The 14,639-nt window shown below is 64.2% G+C and carries 16 protein-coding genes; 4 read left to right on the top strand and 12 right to left on the bottom strand.

The window, feature by feature from the left end:
- Nucleotides 1-49: 49 nt before the first annotated feature.
- From APT59_RS20845 to lptM, 10 genes are all read right to left on the bottom strand, one after another.
- Complete coding sequence (locus APT59_RS20845; protein ID WP_059316586.1) at nucleotides 50-985, bottom strand: glycosyltransferase family 2 protein; 936 nt, start codon at nucleotides 983-985, stop codon at nucleotides 50-52.
- 1 nt (nucleotide 986) lies between these two features.
- Nucleotides 987-2,522, bottom strand: coding sequence for a lipopolysaccharide biosynthesis protein (locus tag APT59_RS20840; RefSeq protein ID WP_059316585.1), 1,536 nt, complete (start codon nucleotides 2,520-2,522; stop codon nucleotides 987-989).
- 19 nt (nucleotides 2,523-2,541) lie between these two features.
- Nucleotides 2,542-3,714, bottom strand: a complete 1,173-nt coding sequence (locus APT59_RS20835) for a DegT/DnrJ/EryC1/StrS family aminotransferase (protein WP_059316584.1) — start codon at nucleotides 3,712-3,714, stop codon at nucleotides 2,542-2,544.
- 44 nt (nucleotides 3,715-3,758) lie between these two features.
- The gene (locus APT59_RS20830) at nucleotides 3,759-5,138 is read right to left on the bottom strand and encodes a pyridine nucleotide-disulfide oxidoreductase (RefSeq protein WP_059316583.1); all 1,380 of its coding nucleotides are present in this window, start codon (nucleotides 5,136-5,138) and stop codon (nucleotides 3,759-3,761) included.
- A gap of 872 nt (nucleotides 5,139-6,010) precedes the next feature.
- Entirely contained in the window at nucleotides 6,011-6,721 is a 711-nt protein-coding gene (locus APT59_RS20825) for an HAD family hydrolase (protein ID WP_059316582.1), read from the bottom strand.
- Nucleotides 6,718-7,611 (bottom strand): tyrosine recombinase XerC, encoded by an 894-nt coding sequence (xerC, locus tag APT59_RS20820; RefSeq protein WP_059316581.1) that lies wholly within the window; start codon nucleotides 7,609-7,611, stop codon nucleotides 6,718-6,720. Before xerC ends, APT59_RS20825 begins: the two co-directional genes overlap by 4 nt.
- A 15-nt stretch (nucleotides 7,612-7,626) precedes the next feature.
- The gene (locus tag APT59_RS20815) at nucleotides 7,627-8,313 is read right to left on the bottom strand and encodes a DUF484 family protein (RefSeq protein WP_059316580.1); all 687 of its coding nucleotides are present in this window, start codon (nucleotides 8,311-8,313) and stop codon (nucleotides 7,627-7,629) included.
- A complete protein-coding gene (gene dapF / locus APT59_RS20810) occupies nucleotides 8,310-9,140 on the bottom strand; it encodes a diaminopimelate epimerase (protein ID WP_059316579.1) in 831 nt (276 codons plus the stop codon). The genes APT59_RS20815 and dapF overlap by 4 nt, the downstream gene beginning before the upstream one ends.
- Nucleotides 9,141-9,150: 10 nt before the next feature.
- The gene (gene lysA, locus APT59_RS20805) at nucleotides 9,151-10,398 is read right to left on the bottom strand and encodes a diaminopimelate decarboxylase (RefSeq protein ID WP_059316578.1); all 1,248 of its coding nucleotides are present in this window, start codon (nucleotides 10,396-10,398) and stop codon (nucleotides 9,151-9,153) included.
- Nucleotides 10,399-10,407: 9 nt separating this feature from the next.
- Complete coding sequence (gene lptM / locus APT59_RS20800) at nucleotides 10,408-10,533, bottom strand: LPS translocon maturation chaperone LptM (protein WP_007161378.1); 126 nt, start codon at nucleotides 10,531-10,533, stop codon at nucleotides 10,408-10,410.
- A 169-nt stretch (nucleotides 10,534-10,702) separates the two neighbouring features.
- Here lptM and cyaY point away from each other — a divergent pair, with 169 nt between their 5' ends.
- Together cyaY and rnk are read left to right on the top strand one after the other, a co-directional pair.
- On the top strand, nucleotides 10,703-11,032 hold the full coding sequence (gene cyaY, locus APT59_RS20795; RefSeq protein WP_059316577.1) for an iron donor protein CyaY: 330 nt from the start codon (nucleotides 10,703-10,705) through the stop codon (nucleotides 11,030-11,032).
- A gap of 192 nt (nucleotides 11,033-11,224) precedes the next feature.
- Entirely contained in the window at nucleotides 11,225-11,608 is a 384-nt protein-coding gene (rnk, locus tag APT59_RS20790) for a nucleoside diphosphate kinase regulator (protein WP_059316576.1), read from the top strand.
- On the opposite strand, the gene APT59_RS20785 is transcribed toward rnk, so the two are convergent.
- Nucleotides 11,605-11,883: a hypothetical protein gene (locus tag APT59_RS20785; protein ID WP_059316575.1), complete on the bottom strand. Its 279-nt coding sequence runs from the start codon at nucleotides 11,881-11,883 to the stop codon at nucleotides 11,605-11,607. The two genes, rnk and APT59_RS20785, sit on opposite strands and share 4 nt — an antisense overlap.
- A gap of 55 nt (nucleotides 11,884-11,938) precedes the next feature.
- Between APT59_RS20785 and APT59_RS20780 the strand changes: the two genes are divergently transcribed.
- Together APT59_RS20780 and APT59_RS20775 are read left to right on the top strand one after the other, a co-directional pair.
- A complete protein-coding gene (locus APT59_RS20780; protein WP_059316574.1) occupies nucleotides 11,939-12,922 on the top strand; it encodes a magnesium transporter CorA family protein in 984 nt (327 codons plus the stop codon).
- Between the two features lie 36 nt (nucleotides 12,923-12,958).
- The gene (locus tag APT59_RS20775; protein ID WP_059316573.1) at nucleotides 12,959-13,834 is read left to right on the top strand and encodes an NAD(P)-dependent oxidoreductase; all 876 of its coding nucleotides are present in this window, start codon (nucleotides 12,959-12,961) and stop codon (nucleotides 13,832-13,834) included.
- Between the two features lie 8 nt (nucleotides 13,835-13,842).
- On the opposite strand, the gene APT59_RS20770 is transcribed toward APT59_RS20775, so the two are convergent.
- Nucleotides 13,843-14,607, bottom strand: coding sequence for an endo alpha-1,4 polygalactosaminidase (locus APT59_RS20770; RefSeq protein ID WP_237140547.1), 765 nt, complete (start codon nucleotides 14,605-14,607; stop codon nucleotides 13,843-13,845).
- Between the last annotated feature and the right edge of the window lie 32 nt (nucleotides 14,608-14,639).

Genomic DNA, 14,639 nt, shown 5'->3' with positions numbered 1-14,639 from the left:
CTTCCTCTTAGCTGGATACGTCGCAGCCGGAAAACTGCTATGGGTAAGTTCAGTAGGTGACGCGTTTGGGGGCGAAGCGTCGCCCGATGTTCACAGTGATGTTGCACACCGCTCGAAGCAGCGCCTTGACCTTCTGGGTCGGCGGAATCGAGGACAGCGAAAGACTCAGGACCTGGCGCAGGAAGAAGATGTGCAGGTCTCTGTCGCCGAGGCGGTAGTAGTAGTTGGCGAGGCAGTACTGGGTATGGAGATCCATCTGCAGGCGCTTCTGGCTGGCGCGCATGGAGAAGATGCCACCCTCGTGCACGCGGTAGGCGGCCGGACGGATTTCCTCCATGAACTTGCCCTTGCCATGGGCGCCCAGCAGCGACCACCAGACGATGTCCATGAGCGCGGCGGTTTCCAGTTCCGGCGGCAGTCCCCGCAGGACATTGCGGAAGCAGGCGGTCAGGGTGGACAGCGGCAGGGCCTGCTTCAGCTCGGTCTCGCTGCGGTCGTAGTGATCCTGGCCATCGAAGCGCTGCGGATTGACGATGCCCTTGCTGTTGAAGGCATAGGAGGCATGGAAGGTCAGGGCGTAGTCCCGATTGTTTTCCAGGAAATCCACCTGCAGCTGCAGCTTGCGCGGGTCGTTCCAGTAGTCGTCGCCTTCGCAGTAGGCGATGTAGTCGCCGCGGGCGTGCTGGAAGACCGGCATGCCATAGGGCTTGCCCAGGCTGTACTGGTTTTCCTGTTGCAGGATCAGGCGGATCAGTTTGGGGTAACGGCTCTCGTAGTCCTTGAGAACGTCCCGGGTACCATCGGTCGAGGCGTCATCGTTGATGATGATCTCGAAGGGGAAATTGGTCTGTTGCCGCAGGAAGCCATCGATGGCCTGGGCGATGTAGTCACGATGGTTGAAGGTCAGGCAGACGACGCTGACGACTGGCCGACTGGAGTCGGTAGGCCAGTTCTTCATGATCTCTGCTTCGGTCCGAGCGTCCATGTCAGATACCTGCTTTGTAGAGTTGGGAAAACAGGCGCGTACGGGTCTGTTTCGGAGAACAGAGCACGTAGCTCAGCGCCATCAGCACCAGGGTCAGTCCGCCGCCCAGGGCAAGGGTGGCCAGGATGGAAAATCGCTCCTGCGGTTGAATCTGTTGGTACAGCAGCTTGCTCAGGCCCACGCCGATGGCGGTCACCACTACGGCCACCAGCAGATCCTGGTTCCAGTAGCGCTGCAGATTCGGCGCGAAGCGGCCGTGCACGATCATCGGCCAGATCACGAAGGGGATCAGGCGCATGAAGAACCAGGCCAGCGCCGCGCCATAAGCGCCGTAATGCAGGACCACCAGGATCACGATGGGCACGGAGATGGCCGCGGAGACCAGGCTGTACCAGACGTGCAGGCGCAACTTGCCGTAGGCGTACTGCAGGTAGAACTGGAACTGGCTGAGGGCGAGCAGGGCGGAGCCCAAGGCGTACCAGAACAGGATCGGCTCGCTCCAGTGGGCGGAGACCTTGTCACCGGTCCAGGCAAAGACCAGCGCCTCGCCGTGGAAGGCCACCATGGCCGCCAGGGGCAGCAGGATGCCGAAGGCAAAGCGTGCCGCGTTGCGATAGAGCCTTTCCAGTTCGAGCGGTTTCTCCTGGGATACCAGTACCGTCATGCGTGGCAGCAGCGCCTGCACCAGCGGGTTGGTCAGGGTGACGATGCCGGTGGAGATCAGCGCCACCAGGCTGAAGTAGCCGTATTCGGACAGCGGCAGGGCCTTGGACAGCACCAGCTTGTCGAGCTGGGTCAGGGCGATCCACAGAATAGAGGTGAAGGACATGCTTAGCGCGAAGGGCACGATGGGCTTCACGCGTTGCCAGTCGAAACCGCTCCACCAGGTGGGGTTGGGCAGCAGGCGATAGGCCTTGAGCGCATAGACCAGCATCTCGAAGACGGCGACGAAGGCCTGGAACACAAAGAAGTCCAGGGGCTCCTGGGAAATCCACATCACCAGGATCAGGCCGCCGAAGTAGCGCACCGTGGCGATCAGCACGTTGACCAGATTCAGCCAGCCGTGCAGCTCGACACCCTGGACGCCGCTCTTGTACAGCGTCGACAGCAGGCGAAAGGCGATCATCAGCCCCATCAGGCCAATGCAGTGGGCCACGGTTTCCGTGGGTAGGCCCTGGACGTTGAGCCAATGGGCCGCCATCCAGTTGGAATTCAGCTCGATGGCGACGAAGGCCAGAGTCGCCAGGGGAATGAAGATGAATTCCAGTGACCGCAGCAGCTGGCCGCGGGTACCCGCCGCGCCCGTCTGGCCACGGCCGTGGGCGACGTCGCGGACCAGCGAGGCGGAAATGCCGACGTCGAGCAGTTGCAGCCAGGTCTGCAGCACGGCGAAGAAGCCGATCAGACCGTAGGTTTCGGCACCCAGATGACCGAGATACATCGGCTGGATCAAGATACCGATCAGCAGCGCATAGGCTTGGCCGGCATAGTTGATCAGGGTGTTACGCAACACCGACACTTTCGCGGGACTGGTCATGGGAGATAGCGGGCCAGGGTCAAGTTAGAACAGGGGAGGAGTCGCCGGGAAAATCCCAGCTCGGCAGCAGCTGTGCCGGTGTGATGAGTGCCCGCAGGGATTCCAGGCTGGTCTTTTTCTGCTGTGCCGACAGCAGGGTCTCGAGCAGCAGGTCCTGAGTCGTCTGGGGCAGGTCCGGATAGATGGGCACGCAGAGGATGCGCTGGCTCAGCTTGCGCGAGACCGGCTTGATCGCCTGGGGCTGCAGGTAATCCAGGGTTTCCAGGGACGGATAGAAATAGCGCCGGGGATTGATGCCGACAGCGTTCAGGGCTTTCTTGGTGTCCAGCAGGCTCGGCTCGTCGCGCAGGGCCACCGGGAAGTAGCTGTAGTTCAGCTGGCTGCCGTAGGTGGGGCGCTGCAGGTCGAACGCGCCTTGCAGGCGGCGCTCATAGTGCTGGCCGATGACGGCGCGCCGGGCCAGGATGTCTTCCAGCTCGTCCAGGATGCACAGCCCCATGGCCGCGGACACCTCGTTGAGCTTGGCGTTGATACCCACGCCCTCGATGCGCTCGGCATCGACGATGCCGAAGTTGATCATGCGCCGGACGCGCTCGGCGAGCTCGTCGTTTTCGGTGATGATCGCCCCGCCTTCAATGGTATGGAACAGCTTGGTGGCGTGGAAGCTGACGGTGGAGATGTCGCCCCACTCCAGCACGGAGCGGCCTTCGTAGAGGGTGCCAAAGGCATGGGCACCGTCATAGATGACCTTCAGGCCGTGGCGATTGGCGACCTGTTGCAGCCCACGGACATCGCAGGGGTTGCCGAACACGTGGGTGGCGACGATGGCCGAGGTATCGGACTCGATGGCCGCTTCGACGTTGGCCGGGTCCAGGTTCCAGGTCTCCGGGTGGATGTCGGCGAAGACCGGCCGGATCCCCTCCCAGTGCAGGGTACTGGTGGTGGCGACGAAGCTGAAGGGCGTGGTGATGGCGCTGCCGGACAGGCCCAGGGCGCGGTAGGCGACCTGCAGGGCCAGGGTACCGTTGTTGACCAGGATGATGTTTCTGACCCCTAGATAATCGCGCAGGCGCTCTTCGAGCTGGGCGTGCAGAGGGCCTTGATTGGTTATCCAGTTGTTGGCGTAGATCTTGTCGATATACGCCTTGAAGCGTTCCTTGTCGCCCAGATAGGGCTTGGTCACATTGATCATGATCCGGTACCTGCTTATCGAGTCCTTGATACGTGTCGGTTCGGTCAAGCGTGTTCGGCGACTGCGTCGGCCGGTTGCCGGCGCGAGAGGCCAGGCCTGTCCAGACGATTGAGTACCGAGTCGAGCGCCTCCCGACTGGCATCGTTGTGGAACTGCCAGACACCGTAGATGCGTCCGGAAAAGGACGCCTCGCTACCCAGTCGGGGATCAACCGCCAGACCTGAGCCCAGACCGAAGAGGTGCAATCCCTTGAGTCGCTGGCCGTGCTGGTCCAGCGGGCAGCCGGCCGCATCGGAATCCAGGCCACCGCGCAGGGTGCGCAGGGTCAGGGGACGTCCGTCCTGGCTACGCAGCTCGGGCACTATGGGTTGATAGCCCATGCCCTGTACCAGCAGGGCGGCGCTGTCGAACAGCGACTGGGCGCTGGCCAGGCGTTTGGCGCTGCCATCGAGCTGCAGGGCCCTGACCTTGACCGGCGTACCGCCGATGGGCTGTCCGGCAAGCACCTGGCGGCCGATCTCGTGGGCCCGGTAGCGCAATCCACCCGAGCGGTTGACTCGCTGGGAAATGGGGCAGATGTCCTGCTGGGGGTCGAAGTCGTAGCCCGCGGCCACCGCTTCGGCGGCGGTCTCGTAGAACAGCCGGATCGGCGAACGATGGATCAGGGTCAATTCGCGCAGGCCGTCGTGGTGCAGGGCACTGGCGAGATTGTCCAGGGCGGAAAAGGCACTGTGGGAGCCGCCGACCACGCAGATGGGGCCGCCGTCCTTGAGACGCGCGCGGTAACGCTGACGCAGGGCCTCGGGTTGCAGACGCAGCAGACTGTCGGAGCTGTCGATCGAGGCGCTCTGGGGCAGTTGCAGGCCCAGGGCCTGGGTGCTTTCCTCGAAGCTGCGCCGCGTCTGTTCGCCACCCAGGTTCAGCACCAGGCTGGAGGTGCGAACGCGACGGATGGCACCCGCCTGCTCGAGCCAGACCACATAGCCCGATTCTTCGCAGGTGACTTCGGTGATGCGGGTCTGGCGCCAGGTGGGGATGCCGTACTGGCGTTCGAGCCACGGCAGGACCAGGCCGGCAGCCTGCTGGAAGAGCTGGCCGACGATGGGCAGCGCAGGCGCTTCCTGGGCATTCAGCTTGAGATGGCGAAAGGTCGGTGAGGCCTGCAGCGGCGCCAGGATGGGGGCCAGCAGGGGATCGCGCAGACAGTCGAGAAAGACGTCGCTCACCGAGTTGGCGATGATCTGGTAGTCACCTAGCTTGCCGGCACCCAGTTCGGTTCCGGCATCGACGATGATGGTGCCTGCCCGGGCGAGCTGCTCTATCGCGCCGCGCTTGATGGCGTTGAACAGGAATCCAAGACCAGCCGGACCTGCGCCACCAATTAGACATCCTAATGTCGATTCCGATAGATCATTCCTTGCCATCGGGCTTTCCTCTGTGTGCGCGACCAGGGCGCGGTTGAAGTAGTTAACGCTGGATCTTGCAGTGCCCGGCAGTAATCAAAAGATGCAAGCGGTAGTTTCAACCTTTATTGGTTGAATGACCGTCTGATGAACGTCGGTCGGTACCGGCTATAGTTATTGTCCGCAACTGATCAAAGGTTTTACCGAGACCCGGAAAAAGCGCAGGCAAGTGCCCGTCAGCCTGCTTCGGGTCGGCTGAAGTTGCGTTACTGAGGGGTTTGAAACGCGTTCGGATGACATCCATGTTTTCCTGCGGGTAATTGCTTGCACGGCCATCGTCCTTTGTTCATCGCCTGGGCATGGCTACCGCACAGGTTGCCGTGTATTCATTGGCAGCCGGTCCTTTTTTGACATGGCTACCGCACGGGTTTGCACCTGGACGGGATGAACAGAGGGCTTGTTTACCGATATCAAGGCCTGACAACGCAGAAAACAGGAACTTGAGCAGCCATCGGCGAGGCGCAGAGGAGGGGAGGTAATGCTGTCTTCCCTGACCTTTACGGCATCAGACTCAGCGCGCAATCCCAGCGCTACTTCGAGCCAGGAGCAATGATTGTCAAAAGGGTTTGGACTGTCAACGCGAGGGCCGGTGAAGGAAATTGATCAGCGAGACGGTGATCGCGGCCTTTGTCTTGGGCTAATCGAGAGGCAAATGAGGCGTGCTTGGCAAAATTTCGCGAGGCCAAGCCTTATTTGGTGAAGGGCATCGCAAAGCGCCGGCCCCTGTTGGCAATAAGTGTGACGAATAATTTGGCGATTGGTTAACGAAATCGCCGAATCAAGCAGACGGCTGGAAGGGTATGAACGGTCACCCTTCGCGGCTAAGGTCCGACTTAATCCTGAATGTCCGCCGACCAGGTCGCCAGTACGGCCGGTAGCTCGCTCAAGGTGCGGATTTCCGCATCCGGTTTGCCGGGGCCTTGCCAGGGCTTTTGCAAGGGATTGAACCAGACGGCGCGAATGCCGGCGCGCTGCGCGCCTTCGACGTCGTCCACCGGGTTGTCGCCCACGTGCACGGTGGCGGCTGCCGGAATACCGGTGAGGCGCAGGGCTTCACGGAAGGGGGCCGGGTCGGGTTTGCCGATACCCAGCTGCTCGGCATTCACGGCGAAGCGGAAGTAATCGGCCAGACCGATGGTCTGCACATCTGCATTGCCGTTGGTCAGCACGCCGAGGGTATAGCGGTCGGCGAGCTGCTCCAGGGTGGGGTGGACGTCTTCGAACAGGGTGACCTGCTGGCGCGCCGCAAGATAGACCGCAAACCCGGCCTCGCCCAATTGACCGGCTTCGGGTTCGACGTAGCCGGCATCGAGCAGCGCCTGGTGGATGACGCGACGCCGCAGTTCACTGACGCGATGCTTCAAGCCGGCATCCTGCTGCAGCAGGTGATCGCGAATCGCCCAGAGGTGCTCGACCGGAACGCCGCCCAGCCGCGGCGCGGAGGTGGCGAACCAGTCGCGCAGCAGGGCTTCGGCGGAATGAATGACGGGCGCGATTTCCCAGAGGGTGTCGTCGAGGTCGAAGGTTACGAGGCGAATCGTCATCGGCTGGCCTTACGCTTGGCGCGGGGATGCGCCTTGTCATAGACCTCGGCGAGCTGACCGAAGTCCAGGTGGGTGTAGATCTGGGTGGTGGCGATGTCGGCATGGCCAAGCAGCTCCTGCACCGCGCGCAGGTCACCGGAGGCACTGAGCATGTGGCTGGCGAAGCTGTGCCTGAGCATGTGCGGATGCAGATGCTGGCCCAGCTCGCGGACACCCGCCTCGCGCACGCGCAGCTGCACCGCTCGCGGTGTCAGACGCAGGCCGCGCTGGCCAATGAACAGGGCATCGTCACGCGGCGCGGCCTGGGGGCGTACCTTGAGCCAGGTCTCCAGGGCGTCGCGGGCCTTGCTGCCGATGGGTAGCACCCGCTCCTTGTTGCCCTTGCCGCGGACCTGGACCAGCCCCTGGGCCAGATCCAGGTCGTTCAGGTCCAGGCCCACCAGTTCGGACAGGCGCAGCCCGGAACTGTAGAAGAGCTCCAGCAGGGCCTGATCGCGCAGGGCGAGGAAGTCGTCCTCCACGGCGCCGTCGAGCAGTTGCATGGAGCGGTCGACGTCGAGCACCTTGGGCAGGGCCTTCTGCGCCTTGGGCGGCGATAGCCCATGGGCAGGATCCTGACTGCAGAAGCCTTCGCGGATCAGGTAGAGATAAAAGCCGCGACAGGCGGAAAGCAGCCGCGCCAGGCTGCGACTGGAAGCACCGGCCCGGTGCAGCTGGGCGATCAGGGCCCGCAGTCGGCGGCTGTCCAGACCGCCCCAGTCCGCCTGGCCTTCCGCCTCGGCGAAGGCCAGCAGCTTGCGCAGGTCGCGACGGTAGCCATCGAGGGTATGGGGCGAAACCTGGCGTTCCAGGCGCAGATGATCGAGATAGGCGTCGAGCTGGACCTGCATGCTCCGCTCCCCGGCTCAGCGCACCGTACGCAAGGGGACGGGAAAGCGTGGGAGTACCCGCGCCAGGACTTCCGCCACGTGGCTCAGGAACAGCGTGCCCAGGCTGCTGCGATAGTGCTGGGGATCCGGGCTGCCGATCGCCAGGACGCCATGCAGGCCTTGGTGGGACAGCGCGGCAACGGCAGCGGAGCCGACCTCTTCCTTGGCGGAGTCGCCGAAGAGAAAGGCCAGCTCATGGGCGCGCAACACGCCGCTGGTGGTTTTCTCGCCACCCAGCAGGCCGCCGATGACCTTTTGCGCCTCGCCGGGCGTGACGCTGCGGCCGACAGGCAGGGGATGCTCGTGGAACAGGATGAGGCCGACGTAGGGCACCTTGAATTCATGGCGCAGGCTGTCTTCGACCGTGCTGATCACCTCTTCGAGGCTGTTGGCATCGAGCAGGCCGATGATCAACCGGCGGGTCTTGTCGAACAGCCGGTCGTTGTCCCGCGCCACGTCCATGAGGTGGGCCAGGCGCTGACGCATCTCGCCATTGCGATCGCGCAGCAGGCCGAGCTGACGCTCGACCAGGGAAATGGCGGTACCCCGCTGGTGGGGGACGCGCATTTCCGCCAGCAGCTCTTCGCGGTCGGCGAAGAAGTGCGGGTGATCCAGCAGCCAGTCGGCGACCAGGTCCGGATTCAGTTCGGGGGTCTCGCTCATACTCTTACCTGGCCTTCATAGACACGGGTGGCCGGACCGGTCATGAGCACCGGTTGGCCGACGCCGTCCCACTCGATGTTGAGCAGACCGCCCGGCAATTCGATGCTGACCGGAGAGGTCAGCCAGCCCTGGCGAATCCCGGCCACCGCGGCGGCGCAGGCGCCGGTGCCGCAGGCGCGGGTCTCGCCGACGCCGCGTTCCCAGACCCGCAGGCGGGCACGCTGGGCGTCGATGATTTGCAGGAAGCCAATGTTGGCCTTTTGCGGAAAGCGCGGATGGCACTCCAGCTTGGGTCCGAGGGTGAGTACCGGCGCCTGATCGACGTCGGCGACCCGCAGCACGCCATGGGGGTTGCCCATGGAAACCACGGCCAGCTCGACGGATTCGCCTTCCACCTGCACGGCGTGGCTCAAGGCCTCCGCGTCAGCGATGAAGGGGATCTCGGCCGCCTGCAGGCGCGGGGCGCCCATGTCGACGCGGACCTGGCCGTCGCCCTTGAGGTGCAATTCGATGATGCCGCCCTTGGTTTCGACGCGGATCTGCTTCTTGACCGTGAGGCGCTTGTCGAAGACGAAGCGGGCGAAGCAGCGGGCACCATTACCGCACTGTTCGACCTCGGAGCCATCGGCATTGAAGATGCGATAGCGAAAGTCCACGTCCGGCTTGGTCGGGGTCTCGACGATCAGCAGCTGGTCGAAGCCGACGCCGGTGTTTCTGTCCCCCCACTGACGGACATGCTTGGGTTGGATGTGCGCGTGCTGGCTGATCAGGTCGAGGACCATGAAGTCGTTGCCCAGGCCGTGCATCTTGGTGAAGCGCAGTTGCATGGAACTCCCCTCAGGCCGGCAGCCGGCTTTCGCCTGCGAAGAGTTCGTCCACCGTCTCGCGCCGGCGCACCAGGTGGGCCTGGTCGCCATCCACCATCACCTCGGCCGCACGGCCGCGGGTGTTGTAGTTGGAACTCATGGTGAAGCCATAGGCTCCGGCGGAGCGGATGGTCAGCAGATCGCCCTCGGCCAGCACCAGCTCGCGATCCTTGGCGAGGAAGTCGCCCGTCTCGCAGATGGGGCCGACCAGGTCGTAGCGGCGGGCTTCGCCCTGGCGTGCAACCACCGGTTCCACCGCCATCCAGGCCTGGTACAGGGCCGGACGGATGAGGTCGTTCATCGCCGCATCGACGATGGCGAAATCCTTGTGGGGGGTGTGCTTGAGGTATTCCACGCGGGTCAGCAGGACGCCCGCGTTGGCCACGATGAAGCGGCCCGGTTCGAACACCAGGGTCAGGTTGCGCCCGACGATGCGCTCGCGGATGGCCTGGATGTAGTCGCCGGCCAGTGGCGGTTGCTCGTCGCGATAGCGCACGCCCAGGCCGCCACCCAGGTCCAGGTGGCGAATCAGGATGCCGCGCTCGGCGAGGCGGTCGATCAGCGCCAGGAGGCGGTCGAGGGCATCGAGGAAGGGCGGCAGCGTAGTGAGCTGGGAGCCGATGTGGCAGTCCACGCCGAGGATTTCCAGGTTCGGCAGCTCGGCGGCGCGGGCATAGACTGCCTCGGCGTCAGCGATGTCGATGCCGAACTTGTTTTCCTTGAGACCGGTGGAAATGTAGGGGTGGGTGCCGGCGTCGACGTCGGGATTGACCCGCAGCGAGATCGGCGCGACCACGCCCAGCTCGGCGGCCACCTGTTGCAGCCGCTCCAGTTCGTCGGTGGATTCGACGTTGAAGCAGTGCACGCCCACTTCCAGCGCCCGGCGCATGTCGTCGCGGGTCTTGCCGACCCCGGAGAACACCACCCGGTGCGGATCGCCACCGGCGGCCAGCACCCGCTCCAGCTCGCCCCGGGAGACGATGTCGAAGCCGGCGCCGAGGCGGGCCAGGACGTTGAGCACGCCGAGGTTGGAGTTGGCCTTGACGGCAAAGCAGACCAGGTGCGGCAGACCGGCCAGCGCATCGGTATAGGCGCGGTACTGGCTCTCGATATGCGCTCGCGAGTAGACATAGGCGGGGGTGCCGAACTGCTGCGCCACGGCGCTCAGGGCTACCCCTTCCGCATGCAGTTCACCTGCACGGACAGCGAAGACTTCCATGGGGGCTCCTTAGAACACGTCGTGGCGGTGTTCTTTGGCGGCTTTCTGGTCGTCGGGCAGGTACAGCGGGCCTTTCTGACCGCAGCCGGCCAGCAGGCAGGCGCAGGCGATGAAGAGGAGAGACAGGCGCTTCATGACGCTAAACCTTTATTCAGGCGAATATTGCCCGGAGTATAACGGGGTTGAGCGACTCTTTGACACGCCCGGATGGCTGAAGCGCATGCGCTGGCGAACGCCTCGACTGGACGCCATCCGGGCAGCCCGCTACCGTGCGGCGATTGTTTCCCTTCTTTCGAGGATCGTCATGAGCCGGCTCAGCGAAGCGCAATTCCATCACCTCGTCGACCAGACCCAGCGCCAGGTCGAAGACGCCTATGACGACAGCGGTCTGGACCTGGATCTGGAAAATGCCGGCGGCGTGCTGACGATCAAGTTCGACAACGGCAGCCAGGTCATTCTCAGCCGCCAGCCCCCGCTGGTGCAGCTCTGGGTGGCGGCGCGGTCGGGTGGCTATCACTTCGACTGGGATGGCCAGAGCTGGATCTGCGACACCTCGTCCGAGACCCTCGGCGCCCTGCTGGTACGGGTGACGCTGGAACAGACCGGCGAGAGCGTGGCTCTACCCGGGCTATGACGACCTGCGGTCGGTGCGGCTTGACCCAAGCCTTGAGCCCTGTGCTAGCGTGACCTGACGGCGCCTTTCGAGCGCCGTTTTCTTTTGCCGCCCGTGTCGCGGCTTCCCACTGGGCGTCTGTTGCCCGTCATCCCGTTGGTCCGCCGCTGTTCGCGGCAGGGGCCGCGTCGTCTTGTCCTCCAGGAGTCCGCCATGCGCCATGCATCGCCCATCACCGTTTCCGCCGCCGATATGCCCCGTCTCGAACGGCTGCTCGATGACCTGCCCGAATTCGGCCCCGTGGCCGAGGCCCTGGACGAGGAGCTGGCCCAGGCCCGGGTGGTGGCGCCTGGCGAGGTCGGTGCCGTGGTCACCATGAATTCCCGCGTTCGTTGCCGCGAGACCGATACCGGCAAGGAGTATCAGGTGGTGCTGGTCTATCCCGAGGATGCCGGCGTGGAAGGGCGGGTGTCGGTACTGGCGCCGGCCGGCAGCGCACTGCTCGGGGCGACGCCTGGCGAGCACCTGAGCTGGCCGGTGCCCGGCGGCAAGGAGCAGCAGGTGGAATTGTTGGCGCTGGAGCCGGTCGAGGCCTAGTCGTCCGCGACCTCGGGCAGGTCCGGCAGGGCCCTTAGCAGGCGCTCGTAGTGGGCGCCATCGAAGGGGCGATCGGCGTCGAGCATGGCTTCGATCTCGAAGGACAGCGCCTGGGCCATCAGCAGCACCGCTTCCTCGCGCTCGTAGCCGACCAGGGTCAGCTTGTTGAGCACGGCCTGGACATAATCCGGCTCGCCGGCGGCGAGCTGGTTCTCCATCGCTTCGATCAGATGGGAGGACACGAAGGATTCTTCGTCATCGGCGTGGTCAATCATGTCTGGATACCTTTTGTTACAGTGCGACCCCTGATTCTGGCCTGGAGTCTTCTAGATGATCACCTGCTATCGCCTGTCCGCCAACGAGCTGGTGGCCCAGCCGCTGTCGCCGGGAGACGCTCTGCCGGACGATTTGCTCTGGGTCGATCTGCTCGATCCCAGTGAGGCGGAAGAGCGCTATCTGGAGCAGGCACTGGCGATGGACATCCCCACCCGGGAAGAAATCGCCGAGATCGAGGAATCCTCGCGACTCTATCAGACCGACCAGGCCCTGCACCTGACCACCACCGTGGTCAGCGGCTTCAGCGAGCATCAGCCGCAGGCCTCGGTGGTCAATTTCGTGCTGACGCCCGAGTGGCTGGTAACGGTGCGTTACGCCGAACTGGCCGCTTTCAAGACCTTTCTCGGCAAGGCCCAGCAGCAGGCGAGCCAGCACTGTCGCAGCGATGTCATCTTCGCCTCGCTGCTGGATAGCCTGGTGGATCGGGTGGCCGACATCCTCGAATCGGTGCAGGCGCATCTCAATCGCCTGGCCAAGGCGGTGTTTCGCGAACCCCTGGATCCCCATCAGGAAAAGCAGCCGAAGACCGACCTGCAATCCATCGTCAAGCAGCTCGGTCGCAGCAACCAGCTGCTGGCCCAGCTCAGCGAAAGCCTGTTGGGCATCAACCGCATCGTCTCCTATCTGCGCCGGGCAGGTGCCACCTGGATCTCCGGTACGGCCAAGACCTGGTTCAAGACGCTGGAGCGCGACGTGCGTTCGCTGAGCGACTACCAGACCAAGATGAATGGCGAGATCGGCTTTCTGCTCGACGCCACCCTGGGGTTGATCAGCGTGGAGCAGAACAACATCGTCAAGGTGTTCACCATCGCCTCGGTGCTGTTCCTGCCGCCAACGCTGGTGGGCACCGTCTATGGCATGAACTTCAAGGTCATGCCGGAGCTGGACTGGCACTACGGCTATCCACTGGCGCTGGGCGCCATGGTGGTCTCGGCGCTGATTCCCTATGCCTGGTTCAAGTTTCGCCGCTGGCTATAGCCGGCGGCATCCATCGCACCTCGAGGAGACAAAACTATGCGTATCGGATTCATCGGCCTGGGTGGCATGGGCCAGGGCATGGCCGCCAATCTGCTCAAGGCCGGTCATGAGGTAGTGGTCTGGAATCGCTCCCCCGAGCCGGTAGAGGCCCTGGTCGCCCAGGGTGCCCGTGCGGCGGCGACGCCGGCGGAGGCCTTCGATGTGGAGGTGGTCTTCAGCATCCTGGCCAATGACGCCGCCACCCGCGAGGTGGTCCTCGACAGCGGCGCCCTGCAGCAGGCGCGGGCCGGACTGATTCACGTCAGCATGGCCACCCTGTCGGTGGCCCTGGTCGATGAACTGGTCGCGCGTCATGCCGAAGCGGGCGTGGGCTATGTGGCGGCGCCGGTGTTCGGTCGCACCGACGTGGCTGCCAGTGGCCAGCTCAACATCGTGGTGGCGGGTGCTGAAGCGGCGATCGAGCACGTTCAGCCGCTGCTCGACGTCCTGGGGCGCAAGACCTGGCCGGTGGGCGTGGAGCCGCGCCAGGCCAACGTGGTGAAGATCGCTGGCAACTTCATGATCGCCAGCGCCATCGAAACCATGGGTGAGAGTACCGCCCTGGCGCGCAGCTATGGCGTGGAGCCGGCGGCGTTGCTGGAAATCCTCACCAGCACCCTGTTCGCCGCCCCGGTGTACCAGAACTACGGTCGCCTGCTGACCGAGCGAAAGTTCTCGCCCGCGGCCTTCAAGCTCAGCCTGGGGCTCAAGGACGTCGGTCTGGCCCTGGCGGCCGGGCAGGAAAAGGCGGTGCCGCTACCCTTCGCCAGCGTCCTGAGGGACAACCTGCTGGAGGCCGTCGCCCAGGGCGAGGGCGATCTGGACTGGATCGCGCTGGGACAGAGGTCGCACAAGAAGGCCGGGCTCGACTGAGAGCCTGCCTACTTGCAGGCGGTGCCCAGCGCCGCCAGCGACAGCGGGTAGAACTGCAGGTTGTAGCCCGAGGTCTTGGCCTGGCTGCAGCGCTTGGTGCTGTAGAGGCCGTAGTCGATGATCATCACCGGCTTCTTCTGGGTGCGGAAGTAGCTGTAGGCGTTGCACTCGGCGTAGTCGTAGCAGCTCTCGTTGAGCGCGAAGTCGAACTTGGTGTAGAGGCTCGGCACCAGATCAACGGCGTTCTTCAGGCCCACCAGCAGACTGCGCTTGTGCGCCTCGTCGGCCAGCCAGTTGAGGAAGTCCAGCTGCTGGGCCTTGGTCAGCTTGAGGCCATTGGGGTTGCTGAAGCCGTCGACGTTGTCCGGGTCCACGCCCTGGCAGCCCTTCTGCACGGCCAGGTCCAGACGCTTGGCCAGCAACACGCGGACGTCGGTGCGCCGGATGTCCAGCCAGCGCTCGCCCGGCCAGGCGTCCAGCGCCTTGCCCAGGGCCGCCTTGGGGTAGAGGGCGGCATCGGGTCGCCAGTCTTCCCAGGTACCGGCGCTGAAATAGCAGATCACCGTCTTCCCATTGCCTTTCAGGTTGGCGATTACCGCCTTGCTGGTGTCATAGAGATCGATGTCGTAGAGGGTGCGATTGGGCTTTTGCAACACGCCGTTCAGCTGGACATGCCAGGTGAGTGTCTGGGGCAGCGGCGGGGGCAGGGCGGCCTGGCTGGAGGCAGCGGCGAACATTCCACAAAGCAGGATGGAACAGGCTGAAAGGCGCATGAGACTTGACTCGAACGGCTGGTCAAGTCTTC

This window comes from Pseudomonas oryzihabitans (assembly GCF_001518815.1).
Lineage (GTDB): Bacteria > Pseudomonadota > Gammaproteobacteria > Pseudomonadales > Pseudomonadaceae > Chryseomonas > Chryseomonas oryzihabitans_E.
Note: the sequence above shows the minus strand (reverse complement) of the source record. Positions and strands in the feature narration are given on the sequence as shown.

Coding starts and splice junctions, on each gene's coding strand:
- APT59_RS20835 (WP_059316584.1), bottom strand. CDS start 3,714: ATGATCAATGTGACCAAGCCCTATCTGGGCGACAAGGAACGCTTCAAG.
- APT59_RS20780 (WP_059316574.1), top strand. CDS start 11,939: ATGATCACCTGCTATCGCCTGTCCGCCAACGAGCTGGTGGCCCAGCCG.
- xerC (WP_059316581.1), bottom strand. CDS start 7,611: ATGCAGGTCCAGCTCGACGCCTATCTCGATCATCTGCGCCTGGAACGC.
- APT59_RS20785 (WP_059316575.1), bottom strand. CDS start 11,883: ATGATTGACCACGCCGATGACGAAGAATCCTTCGTGTCCTCCCATCTG.
- cyaY (WP_059316577.1), top strand. CDS start 10,703: ATGAGCCGGCTCAGCGAAGCGCAATTCCATCACCTCGTCGACCAGACC.
- APT59_RS20815 (WP_059316580.1), bottom strand. CDS start 8,313: ATGAGCGAGACCCCCGAACTGAATCCGGACCTGGTCGCCGACTGGCTG.
- dapF (WP_059316579.1), bottom strand. CDS start 9,140: ATGCAACTGCGCTTCACCAAGATGCACGGCCTGGGCAACGACTTCATG.
- APT59_RS20825 (WP_059316582.1), bottom strand. CDS start 6,721: ATGACGATTCGCCTCGTAACCTTCGACCTCGACGACACCCTCTGGGAA.
- APT59_RS20845 (WP_059316586.1), bottom strand. CDS start 985: ATGGACGCTCGGACCGAAGCAGAGATCATGAAGAACTGGCCTACCGAC.
- APT59_RS20770 (WP_237140547.1), bottom strand. CDS start 14,607: ATGCGCCTTTCAGCCTGTTCCATCCTGCTTTGTGGAATGTTCGCCGCT.
- rnk (WP_059316576.1), top strand. CDS start 11,225: ATGCGCCATGCATCGCCCATCACCGTTTCCGCCGCCGATATGCCCCGT.
- lptM (WP_007161378.1), bottom strand. CDS start 10,533: ATGAAGCGCCTGTCTCTCCTCTTCATCGCCTGCGCCTGCCTGCTGGCC.
- APT59_RS20775 (WP_059316573.1), top strand. CDS start 12,959: ATGCGTATCGGATTCATCGGCCTGGGTGGCATGGGCCAGGGCATGGCC.
- APT59_RS20840 (WP_059316585.1), bottom strand. CDS start 2,522: ATGACCAGTCCCGCGAAAGTGTCGGTGTTGCGTAACACCCTGATCAAC.
- lysA (WP_059316578.1), bottom strand. CDS start 10,398: ATGGAAGTCTTCGCTGTCCGTGCAGGTGAACTGCATGCGGAAGGGGTA.
- APT59_RS20830 (WP_059316583.1), bottom strand. CDS start 5,138: ATGGCAAGGAATGATCTATCGGAATCGACATTAGGATGTCTAATTGGT.